Source organism: Gilvimarinus algae (assembly GCF_030518215.1).
Lineage (GTDB): Bacteria > Pseudomonadota > Gammaproteobacteria > Pseudomonadales > Cellvibrionaceae > Gilvimarinus > Gilvimarinus algae.
The window spans coordinates 810,608-835,671 of the sequence record NZ_JAULRT010000052.1; the positions used below are offsets into that span (position 1 = coordinate 810,608).

A 25,064-nucleotide genomic window follows, 5' to 3' on the forward strand; every position below is an offset into this window, starting at 1 on the left:
ACAAACCAAATGCGAGTCATGGCACCACAGGCCCTAGGGACTCAAGCGTGCGCGCCTTTTGGTAGGCAGAGCGCTGCTGGGAATCCTCGGGCGCCACCAAAGGGTAAGGCACGGCCTGAAACAAGCTCCTGGCATAGCGCTCGATGGAGGCGGAGTTCAGCGCCGCCAGCGCTGTCCGGTAATCGCCAGTCTGCTCGCGCGGCAGCTCACGCCAAAGCTCGCGGCCCTGCCAGGGTGGCAACTCCGGCTCGCGCGGCTGACGACGCCAGACGGCTTTCAATTCATCTAGGCGCTGCCCCGTATCCGGCTCTGCCAGGCGCTCCAGCACCGCTGCCAGCAACTCGTCGGGCGAGGCATTCTGCGAGCTCTGCAGCAGCAGCCCCGGGCGGCCCGCCACCGGGAAGGGCTCGGCCCGCACCGCCAAAGGCGGTGGTGCGGTCTCGCCCTCCCCCGCGGGCACAGTTAACAACTCGCCATTGAGCAAGCCTGCCAGCGCGCGGGTAAAGACACTTTCCCGCGCATCCGAGCCCGCGGCCTGAAAATACACCGACAGTTCACCGTCACGGTAAGCCACCGCAAGTGGCGCTCGCCCGGCGGTTACCAACTGGGCCTGCTCCCCGGTGGGCCTTGCCTCGGCCAGAAAATAGTGCTCGCTCAGGGCTACCAGACGCTGAGCTTCCTGACGGTACAGATTGCCGGCACAGAGCATCAGCAGCTGCCCGACAGGTGGTGCCCGGCGCAGCTCCTCGTCCTGTATTCGGCCAAGCGCATCGATCAGCTCAACATTTGACCAGCTGGGCCGGTAGTGCCACTGCAGCAGCGGATCGGTATAAGCTCTGCTCAAAAACTCCGACGTCGGCCGCCCCAGTTGCTCAATCAGCAGCTCTCGCGCACGCTTGACACCGGAGGGCGCAACACCCGGCGTCGAAAACGCCTGCCCGATACGGCTCAGCATCAAGCCCAGCTGCGAGTTGAACCCGGCGACTTCGATATCCAACCCCAGCGGGTGCGCCCACAGGCGGTACTCGGCACCGGCCTGCTCGGCGTTGTAGAGAATTTCATCGAGCTGCTGGCGGTACACCTGAGCCCAAAGCAGGTGCCTGGCAGCGGCGTCCGCCGAGCTCTCCACGGTGTTTAACTGCAAGCGCAGATAGACACTGGCGGTGGGCATGGAAAGGTTTTGGCCACTGTGGAACCAGGCCTCAAGACCTGGCTTATCAACCACCTTAAGCGCGCCATCAGCGGCGCCGCCGGGGCCGGGTAACAACTGCGCCTCCTTCACCACCAGGCGCTTGGGAACAAAATTGTTAGGCTCGGCAAAAGCCAGCTTGCGCCTGACGGCAAGCTTGATGTCCGGGTGCTTGGACGCCGCCGACTGGGTACGGTAGGCAGTGCGCGTATAGCCTGTGAAAGTATCGGAGGAGACCTGCGAGTCACTGAGCGCAATGATCACATTGTCACTGCGCAAAAACTCCAGGTACCGGCGCACGAGCTTTTCATCAAATGCCGTGAAGCGGTAAGGCGCCGAGAGAATATCGCTGATGGCTACCCGGTGCAGTCGGCGGGCGAGCTCGGGCAGGTCACGTGCCGAGCGGGCATCAGTGTAGAGAAAATCCAGTTCGGCCAAACGGGACAACTCGTCAAAGCGCCAGGGTTTTAATCCCTTGTAAGGGATTTGCTCGATGACATAGAACACCAGCGCCACCACTTGCTCGCGCGCGGCGACCCCGAGCTCTGTCAGTTCAATCTCCAGCGCAAAAAGACTGTCGCTGTCACTGCTGAGCACCCTACCCGCCTGAATCGTGTGCGCCCACCCCAAAGACCGCAGCAGCGACAACAGACTCCCTGGCCCGCGGTCGGTCAGAAGCTCCGTGACGACCGCCAGAGGCTTTTGCCGATAAAGGGCTTCGGGGTTTGACATGGGAAAGTACAACCCCAGTTGCGGGCCGCTCTGTACGCGAATATCCACCTGCAGAGGCAAGGTGTCGTCGGCAAACATCTCAGCCACAGGCGCCCGCTCAAGCGCTGGCCCCGGCGCCAGCCCCACGAAGGCGTCACTGACACGTCGCTGCAGCTCGTCGAGACTCTCTTGGGAGCGGACCACCAGGCGCGCATTATCCGGGCGGTAGTAGCGCTGCCAAAATTGCGCCAGCTCTGGCTCGAGCAGAGGCAGCTGTACCAGACTGGCGGACTGGCCGGTACGCTGCGCCAGCGGGTGTCCGGACGCTACTAAAGTGCGTAATACATCAATCCGTCGCTCGTCATCCGACACCTGGTGACCGGTGCGCTGCAGATCGGCAAGCTGCTGCTGAGTGCGGGCAATCAGGCTCTGTTCAATATTGGTCGCGCTTAGCAGTGCGGCAGCTCTGGTAAGCTCGCCCAGATCATCCGCCCTAAACAGGCTGTAGCGATCTTCGCTGCGAAGTCGCCAATCGGCGCCGACGGCGGCCAGCTTTGCCATGGCCGCTAACCGATGCAAATCCGGCAGAGTCGCGGGGTCTTGGTTAACACCGGCGGCCACAGTCATGACCCAATGGGTCTGCGCTCCCGGCTCCTGAATCAACAAGGCTTCAAAACCGTTATCGAACACCAGGGCGCGATATTGCCGTGGATCACTGTCGCTCGCCGTTACCGCCAAAGCTTTCACACCCTGGGCGGCGACGGTCACGCTCGGCAGCGTGAGCGCGAGCACAAGCGTCGCGAAAGAGAACAAGCGAAGCGATTGGCGCCAGCTCATCAATCCTGCTCGGCCGTATCGCCGCCGCTTGATGCCATATTCGCCTCGTGCACACCAATCGGCCAGGCGTAGAGGATGGCCTTGACCAGAGTGGCCAGGGGAATGGCAAAGAACACGCCCCAAAAACCCCAGAGGCCGCCAAACACGAGTACGGCCATGATGATGGCCACCGGGTGGAGATTGACTGCCTCGGAAAACAACAGAGGCACGAGCACATTGCCGTCAAGCGCCTGAATCACGCCGTAGGCGAGCATTAGGTAGAAAAACTCCGAGCTCCATCCCCACTGGAAAAACCCAATCATCGCCACCGGGAGAGTCACCACCGCCGCGCCAATATAGGGGATAACCACCGACAGGCCCACAGCAATCGCGAGCAGTACGGCATAGTTCACCCCGAGCAGCGCAAAAACCACGTAGCTGGCGGCCCCGACGATCAAAATCTCAATGGCCTTGCCCCGCACATAGTTGGCGATCTGCTGGTTCATCTCATGCCAGATTTTGCTCATCACCGGGCGCTTGTGCGGCAAAAAACCCGCCACCCAATTGACGATTAAAGTACTGTCTTTCAGGAAGAAGAACACCAGAATCGGCACCAAAACGAAGTACACCAGCACCGCCACCAGCATCGGCAGACTGCTTACCGAAAAGCTGACAAGTCCCTGCCCCAGCCGCCCGAGCTCCGCCGTAGTGGCCGACATCAAGTCCTCTACTTGCGCGTGGGTTACCAATTTGGGGTAGTTTTCCGGAAGCAACAGCAGAATTTCCTGCCACTCGCCCAGCATTCGCGGCATTTCGGCTAAAAAGCGCGCGGATTGCTGCCAGATCACCGGCAAAAGAATCAGTAATATCGAGGCCAGCATGGCCACCAGTAAAATAAAGGTGAGCGTCACCGCCAACCAGTGGGGAGCGCCCCACTCGCGCAGGCGAACCACCACCCCCTGCATCAGAAAGGCGATGATAATGCCGGCAATCATGGGAGCCAGCACCATACCCATAGTGAGCAGAACCACCAGGCTGGCGGCTATCAGCACCACCAGCAGCACCGCCTCCTCATCCGAGAAGTAGCGGTCGATCCAGCTGCGGAATATTTTCAGCATACCCGGCCACTCCAAAGACACCGGCGATTCGGCCATTCAGCCCTTTTGCAACACATGGGTATAAACACCGCCATCCTCACTCTGACTGATCAATAAATGCTCTGACAATTCGGCGTAGGCCCGAAAGTCACGCACCGAACCGGCGTCGGTTGCTAAGACCTTGATCCGGCCCCCGACGGGCAGCTTGCTCAGCGCCTGCTTGGCCCGCAACAGCGGCATGGGACAGCGTAGGCCGCAGGCGTCCACCTGCAAGACACTCGCCTCGGAACTGCCGGAAGACGTTTCGGTCATAGACTACAGAAAACTCTCGACTGAGCCGGGACCCGCCCGGTGTTCGGTGTGAGCGAACATGCTATTGGACAATCTGCGCCGACACAAGTACAGGTATCTCTTTCTTTTCCAGCGGTGTTACCATTCGCCCTTCCCGGCGATAATCGTCGCCCGCGAGGACTCAGGATACCTCGATGGCCCGGATGTCTTTGGACGGAGTACTGACCCGACGTGAAACGAATACTTGCCTGCGCATCGCTGGCCTTGGGCCTGGCTCAAGCACCCGCTGCCGATGAGCTCAACCTGCCGGACTTTGGCGACACCTCCTCAGGCATCATTTCCTATCAGGAAGAAAAACGCCTGGGCGAGCTGTTTATGCGCAGTTACCGCAGCCAGATTCCCACCTCGTCAGACCCATTGCTGATTGGCTACCTGGAAACGCTGATCGCAAATCTGACCCGTTACAGTGAATTGAGCAACCGCAACTTCAAATTGATCGTCGCGGAAAACCCCACAATGAATGCCTTTGCCGCCCCCGGCAATATCATCGGCGTGCACACCGGCTTGCTGGTCTACTCGCAGACCGAGGCGCAACTGGCCTCGGTGCTTACCCACGAGCTCGCGCACTTAAGCCAGCGCCACTACGCGCGCCGACTGGAACAGCAGCGCAATATGACGCTGCCTTTTTACACCGCCTTGCTGGCGAGCCTGGTACTGGCCGCCAGCGGCAGTGGCGACGGCGGCATGGCGGCAATGGCGGCGACTCAGGCCGCCGCGGCCGACGCCCAACTGCGCTTTAGCCGGCAGAACGAGCAGGAGGCCGATCGCATCGGCGTAGAGACTCTGATTCAAGCCGGCTACGACCCCTACGCGGCCGCTGACATGTTCGAGCAAATGCTCAGAGCATCGCGCTACTCCCGGCGCCCACCGGATTTTCTACTCACCCACCCGGTCACCGAAAGCCGGGTGGCCGACGCGCGGGCGCGGGCCATGCGCTACCCCCGCCAGCTGCGTGAAGACAGCCTGGAGTTTCACCTGATGCGCGCCCGGGTTCGCTTTGCTCAATCGGAAACTGCCCAGCGCGCCGTCAGCCTCTTCACCGGTGAGCTCGAGGGGGACTCCCTGTCGCACGATGCCAGCCGCTACGGCCTGGCCCTCGCCTACGCCGAAGCTGGCGACACAGACGCCGCGGCCAAGGCACTTGCGCCACTGCTGGAAAAAGAACCCGAGCGCCTGACTTACCAGGTGATGGATATCGACATCGACATCGCCGCCGAGCGCTATGAAACAGCACACGACAAGCTGCAAAAAGGGCTGCGCAAGCTGCCCAACTACTACCCTTTCAATGTGCGCTACGCCGAGGCTCTGATGCAGTCGGGCCACTACCAAAGCTGCGCCGATTTTCTCTCACAGTATGTTCGCCAGCGGCCCGAAGATCCTTACCTTTGGTACCTGCTGGCCGAGGTGAACGGCTTGGCCGGTGATGTACTGGGCGTACATGAGGCGCGCGCGGAATACTTTATCCAGATTGGCGTGTACGACAAAGCCATGATTCAGTTGCGCAATGCGCTAAAGCTTACCAAAGATGATTACACTCTGGCGCTGCTCAATGAGCGTTTGCGCTACGTGGAAAAATTGCGCTCAGAATTGGACTACTGATTTATCTGGCTCTGCCCACAGGCAGAGCCGGTAAACGGGTGCAGTGAGCGCCCCGCTAGCAGAACCAGTGCGATTCAAGCATCCAGCGCTCAAGTTTTTCCTGATCCATGGGCCGACCGATAAAATACCCTTGGGCATTGTCGCAGCCCATGGATTGCAACTTCTCCAGCAACCTCTCGTTTTCAACGCCCTCGGCCACCACCTTAATCTCAAGGTTGTGTGCGAGCTGGATGGTTGACTTGACGATGATTTCATCGCGCTCGGACTCGAGCATTTGCCGGACGAACGAATTGTCGATTTTCAAGGTCTGAACCGGCAGCCGCTTTAAATACGCGAGTGAAGAATAACCCGTACCAAAATCGTCAATGGATAAACCCACGCCTAAGGCGTGCAGCTCGTCCAGGTTTTTCAACGCCCGGGCCGGGTCAGTCATAATCGCGCTCTCGGTAATTTCCAAATCCAGAGCCTGGCCCGGCAACTTATGTTGATCCAGCATCCTGCCAATCAGCGCGGGAAGATTGTCGTCGAGCAGATTGCGCGCCGACAAGTTGACCGCCACCGAAATTTTGTGCCCCTGATCACGCCATTGACGAACCTGCTTGATGGCGTGATCCAGAACCCAGACGGTCAGCGGATGAACCAGGCTGGTGAGCTCGACAATAGGGATAAACTCTGCGGGAGAGACAAACCCCATGTGTGGATGAAACCAGCGGATTAACGCTTCAAAGCCATAGCAGCGCCCGCTGATCAAATCCACTTTCGGTTGATAGTAGAGCGCCAGCTGGTTCTCCCGAATGGCTTTGCCAAGATCGCTCATCATTGTCAATCGCTTCGCCGAGTGCGGGTCGTAATCGGCGTTGTACAGCGAAAGCCCGGTCATGTCTTTCTTTGCCCGATACATGGCGACGTCGGCGTAGCGCATCATGGTGCTGACATCTTCTGCCTGGTTCGGGCTCAGGCATATACCAATACTGGCGCTCATCTCCGTGGAAAAGCCATCCAGCACAAACTCCTGGCGCAGGGCATCGAGCACGCGATGAGCAATCACAATGGCTTGCTGGGGATTGCGAATCCGCTGCAAAAAAACCGCAAACTCGTCGCCGCCGAGCCGCGCCACCATACCGGGCAGCTCCTCAACTTCGGCCTCAAGGCGCGGGCCGACCAGCTTCAGAAGTTGATCGCCCACCTGGTGGCCCAGAGTGTCGTTGATCTCCTTGAACCGATCCAGATCAATCAGCAACAGCGCACCCTGCTGATTGGCCTTGCGCCCCTCCAGCCACTGCTCGATTTCCTTATAAAGTTTGCTCCGGTTAGGCAGGGAAGTAAGCGAGTCGTGATTGGCCTGATAGGCCAGTTTTTCTTCGTAGCGTTTGCGCGCAGTAATGTCTTTGGTTGTGCCCCACACCCTCACCAGATAGCCACTTTCAATCACACCCACGCAGGAGATCTGGCGATAAATCCTCTCCCCGCGCTGATTGCTCTGCACAATTTCGTGGTCACCCAGTTGGTACTGGTTGCGAATAAAGGTGTGAATATCGAAAAAGTAATTCTCCGAGCCAATGTCCGTCAGGCCACTGCCGAGAATATCGCGCCGATCCGACAGCCCTAGCATCGTCACCAAAAGGTCATTGCACTGTGACAGGCGCGCGCCACTGGCAATGGCGGAAGCCTGAGCATCTACCGTCCACTGAATAGACACCGGCGGCTGCAGGTCGTAACACCAGATGGCGTCTGAGCTGTTCGCCCGATAGGCTTTATAGCGCGCCTCAATATCACGCAAATTCTGCGCCTGCAAAACCTGGTCGGTCACCTCGTTCATCGTGAGCAATACGCCCGAGATTCGACCGCGCTCGTCACGGGTCGGCACCTTGTCCACGCTGTACCAACGGGTCCGCCCGTGATGGGTGACACACTCAAGCGAATCGGTCTGGGCGATACCCGTGCGGATAACGTGCATGATTTCCCGTTGGCGCTCCGCCGGATCGTCCCAACCGGCGGCGTATTCGATAAAGTGCTTTCCCTCCATGTGACGGTGACCAAAGGCCTGGCTGGCCGCCTGATTGATCTCCCGGACAATTCCCCAGCGATCAAGGTAACAAATGGCCGCGCGCACCGCGTTGAGCAGCCGCTGTACATCGTAGGCTTTGCGCGTACCCAGAGGCGAATCCGCGGCCGGGCTCAATAGCTGCGCGTAAAAGCCCGACTTTCCCTCACCGGTGGTGAGGGGAATGTCCAGCACGTGGCAGCGGCGCTCGCCGCGGCTGGGACCGAGTGACAAATGCAAGGTTTCCGCAACGCAGCTGCGCCCCAGCACGGCCTCCTTGCCCAACCGCCTCAGAGCAAGTGCGGTGTGCGCCGAAAAGCGATCGAGATCCGTTGCACCGGGTCCCAGCTCGCCAAGACCCGAGGCCGCGGATGCAAAGTCGGCCAGGTAGGCGCCCTTGAGATTTTTTAACGAGACCTGACACTGGGCATCGATCATCAGTGGCTCAAGCTGGTCCAGGGGGTCATGCTTTCCGGCGCGCTGAATCTGCAGCAGCAACAGCTCACAGGGGCTGTCGCCCGATAGGATAGGGACAAAGCGCACCCGAAACTGATTGAAGACCGACTGGTTTCCAGCGGGTTTGACCGGGTAGCGAAGTACACAGGCACTGCCCTTCGGAGCCGTGCCCAAAGCGTCGAGCAACGCGGGCACATCGAGCTGATCATTGAGGTGGCCGTCCAGCCTGAGGTTGTAGCGGCCAATAGCCCGCTCGCTCTGGCGCTGGCTCATACCGAGCAGTTGCAGGGCTGCGGCGTTCTGCCAGAGCAGTGTACCCGAGGCATCAAACAGCGCCATACCGTCACACGCGAGCGACAGCGCCGACAGTAAGCCCCGCTCTAGTCCGGAAAAGAAATGCCCCTCCCCCAGTGCCACCGCAACGCCCTCGACACGCGCACCGGCCTCCGGGCGAATGCCGCCAGGGGCACTAAACAGCATGAGCAAAGGACCGTCGATACCGCCGCCTGCCCGCTCCAGCACACAGTGGCAATCGTCCGCCTCGGCGCCATCAAAGCGGGCCAAAGCTCCGCCGAACGCGGCGAAATCGGCCTGAGACAGATCGGAGGAAATGTTATCGATGCAATAACTCTGGGAGACCCCGGCCACGGCGAAGGTCAAGCGCCCGGTGAGGCGATCGTAACGCCAGTGCCAATGGGCGGCCGGGTTGGCCGGCGGTTCTTGCGTGAAGAGTCCGCGCGCGGCCTCTGTCCTGTCACTGATTCCCTGCTTCATCCTGAGGACGCACCTATCAGGTGGTAAGTGCTCTCAGTGTAGCCCCTGGCAAACACAAATGACAAACGGCTGACGCTAATAATGCGGGGGCCGCTCATCGGCCGGTGCAGCGCCCGAGCGCTCGCGCTCGTAGTGCATATCGTCGAGTTTTTTAACCAAGGCCGTAAAGGCCTCTGTCAGCTCGCTGAGCTGGCGATCCTGGCGCGCAACAATACCATTAAGCTCGGCGAGCGTATCTTCCTGAAACGCCAATCGACTTTGCAAATCTTCAATGTCCTGCTGACTCATGAAGTAAAACCTCTTCAATAACTGTGCACGCCGGCTATTCGACCCGGCTGCCCCCACTAACCACCCTTAAGGCAGGTCAAGGCCGCGATAAGCGACTGCGCCCGGGCATCCACCAGCAAGCTCTGACCGAGGCGCGAGGTCACATACCCAAAGCCAATGCCCGACTCCGGGTCGGCGAAACCGACACTGCCACCGGCGCCCGGATGGCCAAAGCCGGCCAACGAGCCGTAGCGGCAATCGTCGACGTCCTGCGAAAGCATAAACCCAAGGCCAAACCGCAGGTTCACACCCAGCACCCTATCCTGCTGTGCCGCTGAGCCGGCGGTAAACTGATCTCGCACCTCGCGCGTCACCACGGAGGGCTGGGTACTGGCCAGATCGGCATAAAAGCGCGCCAGAGATAAGGCGTCGGTATGGCAATTGGCCGCCGGAATACAGGCCGAGCGCCAGGTCTGCGTATTGGTGCTGTTCATCAAACTCATTGGGTTGCTGAAGGCCCGGTTGGTAACGCCTCGTGGGTCCGCCTTCATCAGCTGCCCAAGAGCGGCACTGTTGGCGCCCTCACTGGCGCTGCCAATACTGCCCAGGGGCTTTTTCAGAGGGGCCACATCGGCCAGCGCCTGCTGACGATCAATGGGCACGCCGTAGTAAGCTTGCATGGCCAAAGGCTGCGCCACACGCTGTTGAAACATTCGGTTGAAGTCCGTCTCTCCACTGACCCGGCATGCCAGTTCAGCGAGTATCCAGCCGTAGAGAAACGGCGAATAGCCCTGGGCGGTACCCGGCGACCACCAGGGCGTCTCGTATTCCAAAAGACCCGCAACCGCCACGCGGTCAAAGATGACCGGCTCTTTCACCCGCGGATGAAAAGCGCTAAGACCGCTGGTGTGACTGAGGATCTGACGCGCGGTAATCGCCTCTTTACCGCGGGCGGCAAACGCCGGCCAGTAGACGCCGATGGGTTTATCCAGGTCCAAGGCGCCCTCGGCCACCAAAGTCATGATCACTGCGGCGACCAGCGGTTTACCGGCAGAGAAGACATTGACGCAGGTGTCCTCTCGCCAGGGCAGCGTCTGCTCGCGATCGCGAGTGCCGGCCCAGAGGCTGGCAATCACCTCGCCACCGCGCACCACCGCCAGTGAAGCACCGGTCTCGCCAAAACGCCTGAAATTCTCCGTAAAAGCCTCTTTCAGGGGCTCGGCGCCCTCGGGCCAGTAACCCTCGACATCAATCACCAGCGCCCCCTTGAGGCTCACCGCCGGGCGTGGCTTGCGCGGAGAAGTAGGCAGCCAGGTGGAGGATGTCATCTTCATTGAGATTGGTGGCCATGGCGTTCATCATAGGATTTTCGCGCTCACCGGATTTGAAGGCCCGCATTTGCTCTGCCAGATAGGCTTCACTCTTTCCAGCCAGTGAGGGGTAGGAGGCGATGCGCGAGATTCCCTTAGGGCCGTGACAGCCCATACACACCCTCGCCTTTCGGGCACCGAGCTGCACCGGATCTTCCATCTCCACCGTGGCACTGGGGACCTCTTCCCGGCCACAGGCCATCAGCAGTAAAGTGAGTATCAAAAACCATCGCCGGTACGCCACTCGATTCTCCCACAATTGAACAAGTGGCCGCATTATACATACAAGCACCGGTATACTTACGTCATCATTTCCGGGCTCGAGGAGGCAATGTGAGCAAAGAGTCAAAGCTGGTTTATTCCACCGACCGAGGTCGCATCAAAGAAACCGCACCGCAGCCTGAAGCCCAGGGCAGCGCCGATGGCATAGTGCGCATCTGGCGCGAGAGCAAAGGCCGCGGCGGCAAGACCGTCAGCGTGGTCAAGGGGCTACCTCTGGCGGGCGCCGAGCTCAAGAGCCTGGCCAAAACCCTCAAACAAGCCTGCGGGACTGGCGGTGCAGTCAAAGACGGCCAGATCGAAATTCAGGGGGATCACCGCGAGACTTTAAAAGCAGCGCTGGAAAAGGCTGGCTACACGGTCAAACTCGCCGGGGGCTAAATCTATGGCGTAAATCTTGCTGAAACCGTCAAAAGCCCCAGAGGCGACGATTTACTGACGGTGACACACGAGGAACCCCATGGATACCAGCATCACCTTCGCCATCATTGACACCACCTTTAAGGTGGGCACTGGCGCCGCCATCGCCGTATTCAGTGCCTGGTGGTGGACGCGCCGCAACGCCGTTCTCGGCCCTCGCTCACTGCGCGAGCAAAAGCGTCTGGACGTATTTGAAGAAATCTCAGACTTTGTCGGCCAGGTGACCCATATTTTCAGCAAATACGCCTCGCTCGCCGCCGAGTCGGTTGAATTTGGCGAGCGCTGGCCCGCCAATCGCAAACAGGAGCTGGAAAAGGTGAATGAGGAACTGGTGGCGACCTTTCAGAAAATGGCCGCCGCCGAAGCCAAGCTGCTGATTCTGGGAGAGAAGAACCTGGAGAAAAGCCTGAAAATCTACGCCAGCCAAATCATCGGCTTTCGCCGCCAGGTCTACGCTGGCCGGCGCGACATCAACAGCGAGCAAGTCGCGGCCCTGCGCCAGGGGGTACTGCAGGCGCGCGAGAGTTTTTACGATATGCTCAGCCGGAAATACGACAAAGTCTTGGCGGGCACAGCCTAAATCCCAATACGAAAAACGCCCCGAGGGGCGTTTTTTTATGGATTGCCGTAGCTCATCAGGCGCTCGTAGCGCTTATCCAGAAGCTCTTCAATCGGCACACCACCAAGGCGATCGAGCTGCTCGCTCAAACGCAGTCTCAAGGTATCGGCCATGGCGTCAATGTTGCGGTGAGCACCACCGAGAGGCTCGGGGATGGTTTCATCGACGATACCGAGCTCCTCCAGCACACTGGATGTCACCCCCATGGCCTCGGCAGCCAGCGGCGCCTTATCCACGGTTTTCCAGATGATGTTGGCGCAGCCCTCGGGTGAAATCACAAAGTAAGTGGAATACTGCAGCATGTTCAGATGATCACCCACGCCAATGGCCAATGCGCCGCCGGAGGACCCTTCGCCGATCACCGTACAGATAATGGGGGTCTTCAGTCGAGACATGACCGCCAGGTTCTGGGCGATCGCCTCACTGATGCCGCGCTCTTCTGAGTCGATACCCGGATAGGCCCCGGGAGTGTCGATCAACGTCAGCACCGGCAGCTTAAAGCGCTCGGCCATCTCCATCAGGCGCAGCGCCTTGCGATAACCTTCAGGCTTGGGCATACCGAAGTTGCGCATCACCTTATCGCTGACACTGCGTCCTTTCTCCTCACCAATGACCATTACCGGCTTGCCGTCGAGCCGGGCAACCCCGCCGACAATGGCGCGGTCGTCGCCAAAATGGCGGTCGCCGTGCAGCTCATCCCAATCGGTAAAAATACGTTTGATGTAATCCGTCGCATAGGGGCGCTGCGGATGGCGCGCCACCTGCACAACCTGCCAGGACGTCAGATTGGAGTAAATACTCTCGGTCAGTTTGGTACTTTTTTCCTTGAGCTTGGAAATCTCTTCGGTAATGTTCAGGTCGTTGTCATTGCCGACCAATTGCAGCTCTTCGATCTTGCCCTCAAGGACAGCAATGGGCTGTTCAAAATCAAGATAATTCAGGTTCATAGTTCCACTTGCGCGTCCTGAAGTTGCCCGCAGGCAACTTCACAAAATGAATTCGGTCTTTGGCGCGCATAAGATACGCGAAAGCGGCCATTTAGTCGACCTCTACACACGCGCCTAAGCCGTGTGAGATGTGCGCATAGAAAAATGCGCCAATCGATTCACAAGCCTAAAAGCCTAACCAAGGTCTTCGGAAAAACACTTAGGGGCTTTTATTAGAATGGAACACTGCAGGACCGCTCAACAGGTAGGACGAATCGAGCGCATGCAGGCGCGAGCCACTTTAACCGGGACCGGTTCAAGGCCGGCCGAGGCTATGGCTCCAAGCCCGACTTGGGCAAAAGATTCGATAAGAAAACAAGATAATGGTGCCCGGAGCCGGACTTGAACCGGCACGGCCAAATAAGGCCGGCAGATTTTAAGTCTGCTGTGTCTACCGATTCCACCACCCGGGCCTTGGGGTGTGGCCCCATGTCAGGAACCTTTTCGCCTTTGCCTGCCGGTGCTGGCAGTAGGGAAAGTGGAGGCGCGACCCGGAGTCGAACCGGGCTAACCGGATTTGCAATCCGGGGCATAACCGCTTTGCTATCGCGCCGTAAAAGAGGGCGGCATTCTAGCCCAATTTACCGGGCCTGCCTACCTCTATTTTTCAAAATTCTTTTTCTACTCACGGCTAACTGACTGATTATTAAGCACTTAGCCGCTGGGGTCTGGCGCTACTCGCCGTCTGGCGCGTCACCGCTCTCATTTTTGCCAATATCAGCCAGTAAAAACGGCGCGGCGGCTTTCAGGTAGAGCACCATCGACCAGAGGGTCAGGGCCGCGGCAGCGACCAGGCAGATGTACCCGGCCCAGTTGAGCCAGGGGAAATCTGCCAACAGCACAATCAGGGCGATCATCTGCAGCGTGGTTTTCACTTTACCGATGTAGGACACGGCGACGCTGGCGCGCTGACCAAGCTCAGCCATCCACTCGCGCAGCGCCGAGATCACAATTTCGCGCCCGACAATCACCACCGCACAGGTGGCGAACCAAGCTTTCGGGTGAATGGTCACCAAGAGCACCAGGGCGATAACCACCATCAGCTTGTCCGCGACCGGATCGAGAAAGGCGCCGAGCTTGGTGCTCTGATTGTATTTGCGAGCCACATAGCCGTCGGCCCAGTCGGTAATGGCCGCCGCACTGAAAATTAGGGCCGCGGTAAAGTGTGCCCCGGTAAAGGGCAGGAAAAACACCAGCACAAAAAGCGGGATCAGGGCGATGCGGATCAATGTCAGTTGATTGGCGAAGGTCATACTGCGGGCTTCTTGTCAAAACTCAGTGGAGCGCCATTGGGCACCTGTTGGGGGGATGATACAACACTCACAGCGACAAACACTATTTACCGAGCGGGCAATTGCCTAGTCGTCGTGAAAATAGCCGTAAATATCCTCTGCAAGGCGCCGGCTGATACCTGACGTTTTCGCCAGGTCATCAACACTGGCACGCTGAATTTCTTGCAGGCCGCCGAAGTGGCGCAGCAGTTCGCGGCGCTTGGCGGGCCCGACACCGGCGATATCGTCCAAGGTCGAGCCCCGGCGCTTTTTATCGCGCCGGTTCTTGTGGCCGGTGATGGCAAAGCGGTGAGCCTCATCGCGTATTTGCTGAATCACGTGCAGCGCAGGTGAATCGCTACCGAGCACAATCTCTTGTCCGGTGTCAGCGTTGTACAGGGTTTCAAAGCCGGGTTTGCGGGTCGTGCCCTTGGCCACACCAATCAGCAACACGCCCTTCACGCCCAACTCGGCGATGACGCGCTCGGCCACCCCCAACTGACCCTTGCCGCCGTCGATAAACAAAATATCCGGCAGACGCCCCTCGCCTTTTTGCAGGCGGGTATAACGCCGGGTGAGCGCCTGCTCCATGGCCGCGTAATCATCGCCCGGGGTAATGCCCTCAATATTGAAGCGCCGATAATCCGATTTGGCCGAGCCCTCACTGTCAAACACCACACACGAGGCAACCGTAAGCTCACCGCTGGAGTGACTGATATCAAAACACTCCAACCGGCCCGGCATATCTTCCAGGCCCAGCACATCCTGCAGTGCCAGCAAACGATCGGTGACGGTTTTGCGGCTGTTGATGCGCGCGACGATGTTTTGTTCGGCCGCTTTCTGGGCCATCTCGACCCAGCGGGCGCGATGGGTGCGGACCTTGTGAGTGATATGCACTTTTGCCCCGCGAGCGGAGGCCAGCGCTTCGCTCAGCAATTCGGCCTCGGCCAGAGGCACACTGGTGACCACCGAGGCCGGCACCTCGCGCCCGCCTGCCAGATAAAATTGGGGCAAAAACTCTCCCAGCACATCGGCCTCGCTCTCGCCCAAACCGAGCTTGGGGTAAAAACTGCGGCTGCCGAGAATGCGGCCCTGGCGAATAAAGAGCGCGTGCACACAGGCATTGGCGCTGCGGGTGGCAACGGCGATGATGTCCATGTCCGCACTGCCCTCCTCTACGCTCTGCTGGGCCTGAACCTGGCGCAGGGCGCTGATCTGATCGCGAAGCTCAGCTGCCCGTTCAAACGCCAGCTCCGCCGAAGCCGCTTCCATTTCGTCGGCGAGTTCGCGCAATAACTCCTGGTTTTTCCCCGCCAGAAAGAGCCGGGTGTGATGCACATCGCGGGCGTAATCCTCGGGGCTGATCAAATCCACGCAGGGGCCGGTGCAGCGGTTGATTTGATACTGCAGACAGGGGCGAGACCGGTTGCTGAACACACTGTCTTCACACTGGCGCACCTTGAACGTCTTCTGTAAGAAGTTCAGGCTCTCGCGCACAGCACCCACATTGGGGTAAGGGCCGTAGTAATCGCCCTTTTTCTTTTTCGCGCCGCGATGGAAAGCCAGGCGGGGATAGGGCTCACCGGAGGAGACAAACACATAGGGGTAAGATTTGTCGTCGCGCAGCAGAATATTGTAGGGCGGGCGGTTCGACTTGATCAGATTCTGCTCGAGAATCAGCGCTTCACTTTCGCTGGCAGTGATTGTCACTTCTACCCGGGCGATGCGCGACACCAACGCCTCGGTCTTCGGCGACAGACCGCTCGCGCGAAAGTAGCTCGCCAGGCGCTTTTTCAGATTCTTGGCTTTGCCCACATAGAGAATGTCCCCGCTGGCGTTGAACATTTGATACACGCCGGGGGCTTGGGTCTGATTGGCGAGGAATCGCTTGGGGTCAAATTGCGCGTCTACCATAGGGCAGCATTATAACCCCAGTGGCGAACTAAACGACGGCTTCTGGATCGAGATAATTGTACTTTACGGCGAGCAGCGCCAATTCCACATCGGAGTTGATGCCGAGTTTTTCAAAAATGCGGTAGCGATAACTGTTAACCGTTTTCGGGCTCACCGAAAAGGTAGTGGCAATGTCTTGCGCCTTGTGGCCACCGGCAATCAGCATGGCGGTTTCCAGCTCCCGCTGGGAGAGCTTTTCGAAGGGCGAGGTATCCTGAGAGCCGGTGATGTTCCTCAGTGCCAGCTGCTGGGCAATGGCGCTGCTCATGTACTGCCGCCCGCGCACGACCGTGTCTATGGCGGTGGTGATATCGGTAAAGCCCGTCCCCTTGGTGACATAACCGAGGGCGCCGGCCTGCAGTAAACGGGAGGGATAAAGACTGTCGTCGCAGGCGGTCACCGCGATGATCTTGACACCGGGATTGGCGGCCAGCATTTTCCGGGTGGCTTCAAGCCCGCCTATGCCGGGCATCTTCACATCCATCAGCACCACTTCGGGGGCGAGGGTGCGCGCTTTGGTGACGGCTTCTTCGCCGCTTTTGGCGTCGCCCACCACCTCGTAGCCTTTGACGTCGTTGAGCATACGGACAATGCCCATACGCACCAGGTCATGATCGTCTACGACCAGAATTCTCGTCACCGGATACCCCCTGGGCTGGCCGAGGCCGCCCCATAACGCTCTATGCTGACCTGGCGGCCACCACAATTATGCTTATTTCCCTTGAATATTAGCAGGATTTGCCAGTCAGGTGGAACCTTGGATCACCTGGCGATAAGTCAAATTGATCCTGGGGCCCAGATCGCGCCGTGTTTTCGCCAGTTGGTGCTCCCAGTGACGCTGCAAAGTACCGCTCATGAGTAGCAGATCACCATCGGCAAGCTCCACAGCCAGAGTGCGGCGACTGGTCTTGTGGCGCAGGGAAAAGCGCCGGCTGGCACCGAGACTGACGGAGGCAATGGTGGGCTCAGGGCCCAGCTCGGGCTCGTCGTCGCTGTGCCAGGCAACGCTGTCGGCGCCGTCGCGGTACAGGTTGGCGAGCACGCTGTTGAACCTCGCTCCGGTATCGCGCTCAAGCCGACCGCGCAGGGCCGCAAGCGTCTCGGTCCAGGGTCTGGGCGCAAAGCTCGCGCCCGAGTAGGCATAGCCCGAGCCCGCATCGCCGTACCAGGCATTGAGCCGGGGGATAAGCTGAGTCCGACCATAGAGAGTAATGGGTGTCTGCTCCCAGCGGAGCTCTTGCGCAAGCGTCTGAAACGCGCCGCGCGATTGCTCCTCGCTCAGCCAGCGGCGATAAAGCACCGCCAGGCCATCCTCGTCAATCAGAACCTCAGGCTCATCCGAGGCAAACAGATCATCCTGCATGTCAGGGGTAAATCCGCGGTTCGATTTCCAGCTCCACGTCATAGGTCTGGCGGACACTGGCGCGAATCCGCTCGGCCAGAAACAGCAGTTCTTCACCATAGGCGCGGCCCGGATTGGTCAGCACCAGTGCCTGCTGGCTGTGCACGGCCACATTGCCCTCGCTCACGCCTTTCCACCCGGCGCGATCAATCAACCAAGCGGCGGCGAGCTTTACCTTGCCGTCCGCCTGCGGGTAGCCGACGATGTCCGGGTAGCGCGAGCGCAGCGCCTCGAAGTGATTGGCCGGCACCACTGGGTTTTTAAAAAAACTGCCGGCATTGGGAATGGTCTCGGGGTCGGGGAGCTTTTCCCGGCGAATGGCGCAGACTGCGGCGCTCACCTGCTCGGCGGTGAGCGCGTCGCGGGGTATAGCCGCCAAACGCTCGGCAAGAGCCGGGTAATCGATGCGCAAGTGCGCGGTTTTATTCAGTTTAAAGGTCACATCACAAATGATGTACTGGTCTTTCAGGCGCTGCTTGAACACACTGTCGCGATAACCAAAACCGCAGCCGTCACCATCAAAGGTCACAGCAAGGCGCGACGCAACTTCAAGCGCGGTAAGCTCGGCAAATACACTGTCGAGCTCGACACCGTAAGCGCCAATGTTCTGAATGGGCGCAGCCCCGACCGAGCCGGGAATCAGCGACAAGTTCTCCAGCCCATACCAGCCCATCGCGAGGCAGTAGAGAACAAACTCATGCCAGTTTTCCCCGGCCTGGGCGCGTACCCACAGGTGCTCCTGGGTTTCGTGCACCAGCTCAATGCCGCGCATTTTGATGTGCACCACCAGCCCGGGGAAATCTTCGCGCAGCACAATATTGCTGCCACCGCCCAGAGGCAAAATAGGCAGGCTATGCTCACGGGCAAACTGCAGCGCCTCAACAAGCTCTTCGCGACTGGCGACACTCATGTAGGCGCGCGCCCGGGCCGGGGAAGCCAAGGTGTTGAACCGCGCGAGATCAAACTCCGGCAGAACCAGCGCCACAGTGCTCAACCTACCCCGTGGCGTTTGCGGATATCCGCAAGCAGGCCATCGGCCGCCTGCTCGATGAGATCCAGCACCCGCAAGAAACCCTCGTCGCCGCCATAATAGGGGTCAGGCACTTCGGTTTCGTCGGTGTCTTCAGCGTAGTCCAGGTAGAGTTTCAACTGGCACTGGGCCGTGCGCGGGCGCAATGCTTGTAAATCCGAAAGGTTAGCCTCATCCATCGCCAGGACATAATCAAAACGGGCAAAGTCCTCTTCGCTGACTTGTCTGGCGCGCAACCCGCGAATATCAATACCGCGATCGGCAGCGGCTTTGATGGCGCGTGGGTCAGGCGGATTGCCCACATGCCAGCCACCGGTACCGGCCGAGTCGGTGTGAATCATAGCCTCCAGCCCCGCCTCGGCAATGCGGGCTTTAAACAGCCCCTCGGCCGTAGGCGAACGGCAGATATTGCCCAGGCAAACAAACAGCACCTTAACGGTCATTGGCTCTCTCCAAAACACGCGCGCACACGCTCGAGATCTTCCGGGGTATCCACCCCGCCCGGCACCTTGGCGCAGGCATCGGCCAGGTGAATCGCCTCACCATAGGCAAGAACGCGCAGCTGCTCCAGAGACTCTGTCAGTTCCAGGCGCGCCGGTGCCCAGCGCACAAAACGATTGAGCAGTGAAACGCGATAGGCATAGAGCCCGATGTGCCGGCGCGCCGCAAAGCCCTCGGGCACAGGACCGGCTGCTTCTACGTTAAGGTCGCGCGGCCAGGGGACCGGCGCACGAGAAAAGTACAGCGCCCTGCCGCTTTGATCGCTAACGGCCTTGACGACATTGGGGTTATGAAAATCCGAGGCGCTCTGCAAGGGCTCACAGAGGGTAGCGACACTGGCCCAGTCGTTTGCGGCCAGATTACCCGCCACCTGATCAATCACCTCGGCGGGGATCAATGGCTCATCGCCCTGCACATTGACAACAATTGCGTCGTCTTCAAGGGCCAGCTGCGCGGCCACTTCCTGCAAGCGGTCCGTGCCCGACACATGATCGGCTCGCGTCATCACCACCTCTGCGCCAAAAGCCTTCACCACCTCGGCCACACGCGCGTCATCGGTGGCCACCAGGACGCGTTGGGCCTGGCTTTTCTGCGCGCAGCGATACACGTGTTCAATCATTGGCCGTCCGGCAATATCCGCGAGCGGCTTGCCCGGCAGACGCGAGGAGGCGTAGCGCGCGGGAATAACCACAATAAAACTCATAACCTGCGTTCCTCAATCTCAGACGTGCGGGCCTCGAGAGCCGCATCCAGTGCGGGCCAAAACCGTTTGTCGATCACCGCATCCACCTCCAGCGCCAGCCAGTCGGGCTGAGCAAACGGCTGACATTTCACGGCGTCTTTACTGGTCATCACCACCGGCAGGGGCGTCTGAAAGCGAAAGTTGGCCGGTGTGAACACATGATGATCGCGATAGATATGACACTGGGGCGCGAGCCCGAGTCGGGTCAGGGTATCGAAAAAGCGCTGCGGATTGCCAATTCCCGCCACCGCATGCACACCGCTGCCACGGGGAATCTGCTCAAGCGGTAAGACCTCGAGATCCTGCACGCGAAACCAGTGTTTGGGTTGCAGCCGCATTTTATAAGCGCCGCTGACAATGTCGCTCTCTCTGTCGTCTTGGGTTTGGTTGGCGATCACAAAATCCACGACCTGCAAGCGCGCCGCAGGTTCGCGCAGCGGCCCTACCGGCAGGCAGTGGCCATTACCCAGACCACGGGCGGCATCCACCACGGCGATTTCAATATCCCGCCCCAACCGGTAGTGCTGCAAACCGTCATCGCTGAGCAGCACCGTGCAACCGGCCTGCACCAGAGTGCGGGCGGCGGCTACCCGATCGGCATCAATGCATACGGCGCAGCCACTGGCGCGCCAGATGGCCAGGGGTTCATCACCGGCCTGCTCGGCACTGGAAGCTGCAGAGACGACGTAAGGGTACTCTGGCGCCCTGGAACCATAACCGCGGCTGATCACGCCCACCTTGTGACCGCGCTTTTGCAGATACTTCACCAGCGCCACAATCACCGGTGTTTTACCCGTGCCGCCCACCGAGATATTGCCAACGACGATAACCGGCACCGGCACGCGAACTTGGCGCCAGCGCTGTAGCCACCAGCGTCGCACCGCGCTGACAAACCGGAACAGGCCCTCGAGCGGCAGCAGCCAGTACACCCAGCGGCGCCGGCCATACCAGGCCGCCAGCCAGCGGGCTTCGGTGGGGTCTTCTGCGGTCATGAATTACTCAGTGTCACCCTCGGGGCGGCGGGTGGTGATGCTCAAATTGACAAAGCCCAATTGCCCGGCGCTGTCCATCGCGCGCACCACAAACTCGTGAGGCGCTTTGGCATCGGCGGTAATGATCAACGGCTGATCGCTGTTGCCGCCCGAGACCTCGGTCAGTGCCGAGCGCAGGGTGGCGGACTGGTTGTTCACCAGCGACTGACCGTTCACAGAATAATTGCCCTCGGCGCTGACGATGATTTCCAGCGGCTCTTCGCGGTTGGGGGCAGCTTCACCCACCGCTTCGGGCAAATCGATTTCCAAATGGGTTTCTTTGGTGAAGGTGGTGGACACCATAAAAAAGATCAGCAGCAAAAACACCACATCAATCAAGGGTGTCAAATTAATGCTGTCTTCCTCGCGGGACTGACGACGAAATTGCACGGTTCAGTCTCCCCTTTAGCGCTTGGCTTTTACGTCGACGCGGCGATCACTGTGCAGCGCATCCACCAGCTTGATGGCCTCTTCTTCCATGGTCACCACCAGCGAGTCGATGTGCCGTTGAAAGTAGCGGTGAAAGATCATCGCCGGAATGGCCACACACAAACCGGCAGCGGTGGTGATCAGCGCCTGGGAAATACCGCCAGCAAGCACCCCGGCATTGCCCGTGCCTTTGATCATGATGGCGTTAAAGACTTCGATCATGCCAAACACTGTGCCCAGCAACCCGAGCAGCGGGGTGACCGCGGCGATGGTGCCGAGAATACCGACAAAGCGCTCCAACTCATGGATGACTTTATTGGCGGCCTCTTCGATGGAGTCTTTCATGATGTCCCGGCCGTAGCGCGAATTGGACAAGCCGGCCGAGAGGATTTCACCCAGCGGCGATGACTGCTTGAGCTCTTTGAGGCGGGCCGCATCCAGCTCGTTGCTTTTGATCCAACCCCACACCTGGGCGAGCAGGTGCCGGGGAGCGATTTTGTTGGGGTTGAGGCTCCAGTAGCGCTCGGCGCTGATTGCCAGTACGGCGACAGAACACAGAATAATCGGCAGCATCAACCAGCCACCCGCGGCAATCACTTCAAACACAAATGCAATCCTCTTTCAGCAGGCTTTTTATTGACCGCTAGGCGGCGGTAAAAACGCAGTAGCCTACCACAGAGACTGGGCCCGGAGTTAGCGTTGATGACGGCGGCGGTTCACACTCTGGGCGCTTGCGGGGTATCAATCACGCCAGTAACGCCGCTCAAGTGCCCTTTGCCTGACAAGGCGCAGCGTGCCTTGCGAATCGGCCGAAAAATGCACAGCGCCCGCCTCTGCTGTGTTGGCCATTCCACTGCCTTGGCGGCGATAGCGCTCAAGCACGTCGGGATGCGGGTGGCCGTGACGGTTGTTGAAGCCGGCGGAGAAGACCACAAGCTCGGGGCTCAATGCCGTAACCAAGCGCTCACTGGATGAGCTCAAGCTGCCGTGATGGGGCGCCACCAGCGCAGTCACCGGCCCCAGGTACTCGGCCAGCGAAGCCTCCATGGACGTTTCTATATCCCCCGGCAATAGCAGACTGAGCTCAGCCGAGCTCACCCGCAACACGCAGGAGGCATTGTTGCCCGACATCGTCGCCTGTCCAGGTGGCGAGATAAATTCAAAGGACACACCCTGCCACTGCCAGGGCGAGGCGGTATGGCAATTCTGCGCTCGGGCGCGGTCTTTATCCTCGATGTACTTGAGCCGCTCGCTGCGGTAGAAGCGCTCTACCGGCAGGGACTCAAGCAGCCCCGCTGCCCCACCGGCGTGATCACTGTGCGCGTGTGATACCACCAGCGCATCCACCCGCTTTACCCGCAGGGCTTTGAGGTAAGGCGCAAGAATATCGGCGCCGGCATTAAAGCCCGGGCCAAACCAAGGGCCTGTGTCATACACCAGGGTTTTGTCACCGGCTCGCACCACCACAGCCAGCCCTTGCCCCACATCCATCACGGTCACCGCGAGCGGCGGCGGTTTGGGGCTTGGCAAGAGCAAGGCGGACCCGGCCAAGAGCACTGCGGCAGGCATCAGTCGCAAAGGTGCCGGCAGCAACCATAGCAGGCAAGCAAGCCCCAGCAGCCAGAGGCCGCCGGGCGCGAGCGATAAAGGTACAGCCGCATCGAGACCAATGGCCTCGGCGCCGCGGATCAACGCCTCGAGCCAGAGCCAGAGCAAATCCAGCCCCCGATCCGCCAACCAGAGAAAGCCAGCGGCCAACACCGGAGCGATAAAGCTCGCGAGCGCACCGGCAAACAAACAGGGCACCACCCAGAGGCTGACCAGGGCAATCGCCACCACGTTAGCCACGGGGGAGACCAGCGACAGCTCGCCAAACACAGCCGCCAGGGGCACAGCGAGTGCAATAAACACAGCCCACTGAGGCTGCCACACCTGCGCCAAGTAGCGATGCCTGCCCAGGCTGCGGGCTCCGCCGAGCACCAGCGCCAAGCTGGCGACCGCGAGAAACGACAGCCAGAAGCCTGCGTCGTAGACGCTCAGGGGGTCGAGTACACACACCACCACGGCCGCCGCAGCGAGAAACAGGCCGCCACCGGGAAGCCACCCGGCGAGCCGCGCCAGGTAAAACAGCAGCACCATCACCAGAGCCCGCTGGGTCGGCAGACTAAAGCCGGCCAGGGCGCTGTAGGCCCAGGCGCAGCAAGCACCAAGCAAAAGCGCTGGCAGGTAAGCCGGTATTCCCAGCAAGAGTGTCAAACCCCGGCCCAATAAAGTGCCCAGCACATACCCCAGCGCCGCCGCCAGGCCAATGTGCAACCCTGAAATGGCAATTAAATGGCTGGTGCCCGTGGCGCGAAACAGCGCCCAGCGGTTGTCAGTCAGCTCACCGCGATCACCGAGCAGCAGTGCGCGCAGGACATCGCGATTGCGCGGCGCCTCTTGAACTAACCACAGTGCCAGGCGCTCTTTGACACCAACATCTTGGCGCCGGCTGAGGCGCTGATTTTCCGGGCTTTTGCGCACGTAGCCCTGGGCACCCACGCCCCGGCGCAACTGCCAGAGCTTGTAGTCAAACCCCGCCGGATTGATAAAACTGCGCGGCGCGCGCAAACGCACCCGCAACTGCAATCGGTCCCCGGGTCTGGCCTGCTCAAGCCAGGCGGGGGCACCGTACCAGCTGAGCTGTACCCGCGGTGGCATTTTTTCCGCACCCGGCTCCGGCGCCAGCACAAAACGATATCGGCGGCTGTCCCTCTCGGGCGCTGAGTCCAGCGTGCCCGTGACAAGCAAGTCCTGCCCCACCAGCGCCGCGGGCAGCTCGAGATCAACCAGCCGCTGCCCATAGGCGCTCGCCCAGCCAAACCCCAGAGCAAAAGCACTGAGCATCAGCGCCGCACCCCTGAGCTGAGCTGCCCTTGGCGAAGCGGAGTAAAGGCTGAAGGCGACCACAATGGCGCCAACTAACAGCAGTAAAGCCGAAAACCATAGGGGCGTGAGCTCGGGTAAAAAGCCGGGGAGAGTAAGACCTGCGAGCGCAGACAGCAGCGATCGATACATTTTCGTCCTTGAATTTGCCTGTATCCATCGCCAGTGTAGCAATATGACTCGGTTTTACCATGGTGATGCTCGGGTTTTACAGGTAAAATGCGCCCACTTTTGCAGTAGCGATGTGAACCCCGGATGGCTCGCAAGTTAATCAGACGTTTTCTACCCGACGCCGCAACGGTAAAAGAAAAGCCGGCACTGCAGTTTTTAGGTGACTTACTGCACGATCCCAACCTGTTTCACCTGAATCGGCACTCTGTGTCGCTGGCTTTCTTTTTCGGTGTGTTTTTCGCATTTTTGCCCGTGCCCGGGCAAATGGTGCTGGCTGCCCTGTGCGCGCTCTGGGTTCGCTGTAATCTGCCCATTACCCTGGCGCTGGTGTGGATTACCAACCCGCTGACCTACGCCCCCATTTTTTTTGCCACCTACCAACTGGGCCGCTGGATTCTCGACGCCCCCAGTGTCGGCTCGCCCACTGAGCACAACTGGGCCTGGCTGATGGAAGAGTTTGCCATTATCTGGAAGCCGTTAATGCTGGGCTCAGTGCTTACCGGTTTTGTCATCGGTGGGCTCGGCTATATCACCATGCAGCTGTTCTGGCGCTGGCATGTCATTCGCGCCTGGGAAAGGCGCAAGCGGGATCGCTCCTCTCGCCAGTAGTGCACCTATCAGTGGTTTAATT

Annotated in this window: 23 protein-coding genes and 2 tRNA genes; 4 read left to right on the forward strand and 21 right to left on the reverse strand. The window is 59.7% G+C overall.

Annotated features, from left to right (window positions below):
* Positions 1 to 16: 16 nt before the first annotated feature.
* From QWI16_RS10955 to QWI16_RS10965, 3 genes are read right to left on the reverse strand one after another with little or no spacing between them, the layout of a single operon-like run.
* Positions 17 to 2,737 carry an insulinase family protein gene (locus tag QWI16_RS10955; protein ID WP_302713079.1) on the reverse strand — a complete coding sequence of 907 codons (2,721 nt, stop codon included), beginning with the start codon at positions 2,735 to 2,737 and terminating at the stop codon, positions 17 to 19.
* Positions 2,737 to 3,834, reverse strand: a complete 1,098-nt coding sequence (locus QWI16_RS10960) for an AI-2E family transporter (protein WP_302713080.1) — start codon at positions 3,832 to 3,834, stop codon at positions 2,737 to 2,739. Before QWI16_RS10960 ends, QWI16_RS10955 begins: the two co-directional genes overlap by 1 nt.
* Positions 3,835 to 3,870: 36 nt before the next feature.
* Positions 3,871 to 4,125, reverse strand: coding sequence for a sulfurtransferase TusA family protein (locus tag QWI16_RS10965; RefSeq protein WP_302713081.1), 255 nt, complete (start codon positions 4,123 to 4,125; stop codon positions 3,871 to 3,873).
* A 210-nt stretch (positions 4,126 to 4,335) separates the two neighbouring features.
* Here QWI16_RS10965 and QWI16_RS10970 point away from each other — a divergent pair, with 210 nt between their 5' ends.
* Positions 4,336 to 5,763, forward strand: a complete 1,428-nt coding sequence (locus QWI16_RS10970; RefSeq protein WP_302713083.1) for a M48 family metalloprotease — start codon at positions 4,336 to 4,338, stop codon at positions 5,761 to 5,763.
* Positions 5,764 to 5,818: 55 nt separating this feature from the next.
* Here QWI16_RS10970 and QWI16_RS10975 read toward each other — a convergent pair whose 3' ends face one another.
* From QWI16_RS10975 to QWI16_RS10990, 4 genes are all read right to left on the reverse strand, one after another.
* Positions 5,819 to 9,037 (reverse strand): putative bifunctional diguanylate cyclase/phosphodiesterase, encoded by a 3,219-nt coding sequence (locus QWI16_RS10975; RefSeq protein WP_302713085.1) that lies wholly within the window; start codon positions 9,035 to 9,037, stop codon positions 5,819 to 5,821.
* 75 nt (positions 9,038 to 9,112) lie between these two features.
* Positions 9,113 to 9,325, reverse strand: a complete 213-nt coding sequence (locus QWI16_RS10980) for a SlyX family protein (protein ID WP_302713086.1) — start codon at positions 9,323 to 9,325, stop codon at positions 9,113 to 9,115.
* Between the two features lie 56 nt (positions 9,326 to 9,381).
* Positions 9,382 to 10,638 carry a serine hydrolase domain-containing protein gene (locus QWI16_RS10985; protein ID WP_302713088.1) on the reverse strand — a complete coding sequence of 419 codons (1,257 nt, stop codon included), beginning with the start codon at positions 10,636 to 10,638 and terminating at the stop codon, positions 9,382 to 9,384.
* Positions 10,553 to 10,918, reverse strand: a complete 366-nt coding sequence (locus QWI16_RS10990; RefSeq protein ID WP_302713090.1) for a c-type cytochrome — start codon at positions 10,916 to 10,918, stop codon at positions 10,553 to 10,555. The genes QWI16_RS10985 and QWI16_RS10990 overlap by 86 nt, the downstream gene beginning before the upstream one ends.
* A gap of 89 nt (positions 10,919 to 11,007) precedes the next feature.
* Here QWI16_RS10990 and yciH point away from each other — a divergent pair, with 89 nt between their 5' ends.
* Positions 11,008 to 11,334, forward strand: a complete 327-nt coding sequence (gene yciH, locus QWI16_RS10995) for a stress response translation initiation inhibitor YciH (protein ID WP_302713091.1) — start codon at positions 11,008 to 11,010, stop codon at positions 11,332 to 11,334.
* A gap of 79 nt (positions 11,335 to 11,413) precedes the next feature.
* Positions 11,414 to 11,953, forward strand: a complete 540-nt coding sequence (locus QWI16_RS11000) for an energy transducer TonB (protein WP_302713092.1) — start codon at positions 11,414 to 11,416, stop codon at positions 11,951 to 11,953.
* Between the two features lie 35 nt (positions 11,954 to 11,988).
* Here QWI16_RS11000 and accA read toward each other — a convergent pair whose 3' ends face one another.
* The 14 genes from accA to QWI16_RS11070 all read right to left on the reverse strand — a co-directional run bounded on the left by accA (position 11,989) and on the right by QWI16_RS11070 (position 24,394).
* The gene (gene accA, locus QWI16_RS11005) at positions 11,989 to 12,939 is read right to left on the reverse strand and encodes an acetyl-CoA carboxylase carboxyl transferase subunit alpha (protein ID WP_302713093.1); all 951 of its coding nucleotides are present in this window, start codon (positions 12,937 to 12,939) and stop codon (positions 11,989 to 11,991) included.
* A 363-nt stretch (positions 12,940 to 13,302) separates the two neighbouring features.
* Positions 13,303 to 13,391, reverse strand: a tRNA-Leu gene (locus tag QWI16_RS11010).
* Positions 13,392 to 13,457: 66 nt separating this feature from the next.
* Positions 13,458 to 13,531: transfer RNA gene (locus QWI16_RS11015), tRNA-Cys, on the reverse strand.
* Positions 13,532 to 13,652: 121 nt separating this feature from the next.
* Positions 13,653 to 14,231: a CDP-diacylglycerol--glycerol-3-phosphate 3-phosphatidyltransferase gene (pgsA, locus tag QWI16_RS11020; protein ID WP_302713095.1), complete on the reverse strand. Its 579-nt coding sequence runs from the start codon at positions 14,229 to 14,231 to the stop codon at positions 13,653 to 13,655.
* Between the two features lie 105 nt (positions 14,232 to 14,336).
* On the reverse strand, positions 14,337 to 16,163 hold the full coding sequence (gene uvrC / locus QWI16_RS11025) for an excinuclease ABC subunit UvrC (RefSeq protein WP_302713097.1): 1,827 nt from the start codon (positions 16,161 to 16,163) through the stop codon (positions 14,337 to 14,339).
* 28 nt (positions 16,164 to 16,191) lie between these two features.
* Entirely contained in the window at positions 16,192 to 16,842 is a 651-nt protein-coding gene (locus QWI16_RS11030; RefSeq protein ID WP_302713101.1) for a response regulator, read from the reverse strand.
* Between the two features lie 105 nt (positions 16,843 to 16,947).
* Entirely contained in the window at positions 16,948 to 17,565 is a 618-nt protein-coding gene (locus QWI16_RS11035) for an alpha-ketoglutarate-dependent dioxygenase AlkB family protein (protein WP_302713104.1), read from the reverse strand.
* Position 17,566: 1 nt separating this feature from the next.
* The gene (murB, locus tag QWI16_RS11040) at positions 17,567 to 18,589 is read right to left on the reverse strand and encodes a UDP-N-acetylmuramate dehydrogenase (RefSeq protein ID WP_302713105.1); all 1,023 of its coding nucleotides are present in this window, start codon (positions 18,587 to 18,589) and stop codon (positions 17,567 to 17,569) included.
* 5 nt (positions 18,590 to 18,594) lie between these two features.
* A complete protein-coding gene (locus QWI16_RS11045) occupies positions 18,595 to 19,077 on the reverse strand; it encodes a low molecular weight protein-tyrosine-phosphatase (RefSeq protein WP_302713107.1) in 483 nt (160 codons plus the stop codon).
* On the reverse strand, positions 19,074 to 19,838 hold the full coding sequence (gene kdsB, locus QWI16_RS11050; protein WP_302713109.1) for a 3-deoxy-manno-octulosonate cytidylyltransferase: 765 nt from the start codon (positions 19,836 to 19,838) through the stop codon (positions 19,074 to 19,076). Before kdsB ends, QWI16_RS11045 begins: the two co-directional genes overlap by 4 nt.
* Complete coding sequence (gene lpxK / locus QWI16_RS11055) at positions 19,835 to 20,869, reverse strand: tetraacyldisaccharide 4'-kinase (protein WP_302713110.1); 1,035 nt, start codon at positions 20,867 to 20,869, stop codon at positions 19,835 to 19,837. The genes kdsB and lpxK overlap by 4 nt, the downstream gene beginning before the upstream one ends.
* A 3-nt stretch (positions 20,870 to 20,872) precedes the next feature.
* The gene (locus QWI16_RS11060; protein ID WP_302713111.1) at positions 20,873 to 21,298 is read right to left on the reverse strand and encodes an ExbD/TolR family protein; all 426 of its coding nucleotides are present in this window, start codon (positions 21,296 to 21,298) and stop codon (positions 20,873 to 20,875) included.
* A 15-nt stretch (positions 21,299 to 21,313) separates the two neighbouring features.
* Positions 21,314 to 21,943, reverse strand: coding sequence for a MotA/TolQ/ExbB proton channel family protein (locus QWI16_RS11065; protein ID WP_302713113.1), 630 nt, complete (start codon positions 21,941 to 21,943; stop codon positions 21,314 to 21,316).
* A gap of 135 nt (positions 21,944 to 22,078) precedes the next feature.
* Positions 22,079 to 24,394, reverse strand: coding sequence for a DNA internalization-related competence protein ComEC/Rec2 (locus tag QWI16_RS11070; protein WP_302713115.1), 2,316 nt, complete (start codon positions 24,392 to 24,394; stop codon positions 22,079 to 22,081).
* Positions 24,395 to 24,517: 123 nt separating this feature from the next.
* On the opposite strand from QWI16_RS11070, the gene QWI16_RS11075 reads away from it, so the two are divergent.
* Positions 24,518 to 25,042, forward strand: coding sequence for a DUF2062 domain-containing protein (locus QWI16_RS11075; RefSeq protein ID WP_302713117.1), 525 nt, complete (start codon positions 24,518 to 24,520; stop codon positions 25,040 to 25,042).
* The last annotated feature ends 22 nt before the right edge of the window (positions 25,043 to 25,064 follow it).

Excerpts from the sequence above, each read along its gene's own strand:
- QWI16_RS11045 (WP_302713107.1), bottom strand. The coding sequence starts at position 19,077 with ATGACCGTTAAGGTGCTGTTTGTTTGCCTGGGCAATATCTGCCGTTCG.
- lpxK (WP_302713110.1), bottom strand. The coding sequence starts at position 20,869 with ATGACCGCAGAAGACCCCACCGAAGCCCGCTGGCTGGCGGCCTGGTAT.
- kdsB (WP_302713109.1), bottom strand. The coding sequence starts at position 19,838 with ATGAGTTTTATTGTGGTTATTCCCGCGCGCTACGCCTCCTCGCGTCTG.
- QWI16_RS10965 (WP_302713081.1), bottom strand. The coding sequence starts at position 4,125 with ATGACCGAAACGTCTTCCGGCAGTTCCGAGGCGAGTGTCTTGCAGGTG.
- accA (WP_302713093.1), bottom strand. The coding sequence starts at position 12,939 with ATGAACCTGAATTATCTTGATTTTGAACAGCCCATTGCTGTCCTTGAG.
- QWI16_RS11075 (WP_302713117.1), top strand. The coding sequence starts at position 24,518 with ATGGCTCGCAAGTTAATCAGACGTTTTCTACCCGACGCCGCAACGGTA.
- pgsA (WP_302713095.1), bottom strand. The coding sequence starts at position 14,231 with ATGACCTTCGCCAATCAACTGACATTGATCCGCATCGCCCTGATCCCG.
- QWI16_RS10960 (WP_302713080.1), bottom strand. The coding sequence starts at position 3,834 with ATGCTGAAAATATTCCGCAGCTGGATCGACCGCTACTTCTCGGATGAG.
- QWI16_RS10975 (WP_302713085.1), bottom strand. The coding sequence starts at position 9,037 with ATGAAGCAGGGAATCAGTGACAGGACAGAGGCCGCGCGCGGACTCTTC.
- QWI16_RS10985 (WP_302713088.1), bottom strand. The coding sequence starts at position 10,638 with ATGAAGATGACATCCTCCACCTGGCTGCCTACTTCTCCGCGCAAGCCA.
- QWI16_RS11000 (WP_302713092.1), top strand. The coding sequence starts at position 11,414 with ATGGATACCAGCATCACCTTCGCCATCATTGACACCACCTTTAAGGTG.
- QWI16_RS10980 (WP_302713086.1), bottom strand. The coding sequence starts at position 9,325 with ATGAGTCAGCAGGACATTGAAGATTTGCAAAGTCGATTGGCGTTTCAG.
- QWI16_RS11035 (WP_302713104.1), bottom strand. The coding sequence starts at position 17,565 with ATGCAGGATGATCTGTTTGCCTCGGATGAGCCTGAGGTTCTGATTGAC.
- QWI16_RS11070 (WP_302713115.1), bottom strand. The coding sequence starts at position 24,394 with ATGTATCGATCGCTGCTGTCTGCGCTCGCAGGTCTTACTCTCCCCGGC.
- QWI16_RS10955 (WP_302713079.1), bottom strand. The coding sequence starts at position 2,737 with ATGAGCTGGCGCCAATCGCTTCGCTTGTTCTCTTTCGCGACGCTTGTG.
- uvrC (WP_302713097.1), bottom strand. The coding sequence starts at position 16,163 with ATGGTAGACGCGCAATTTGACCCCAAGCGATTCCTCGCCAATCAGACC.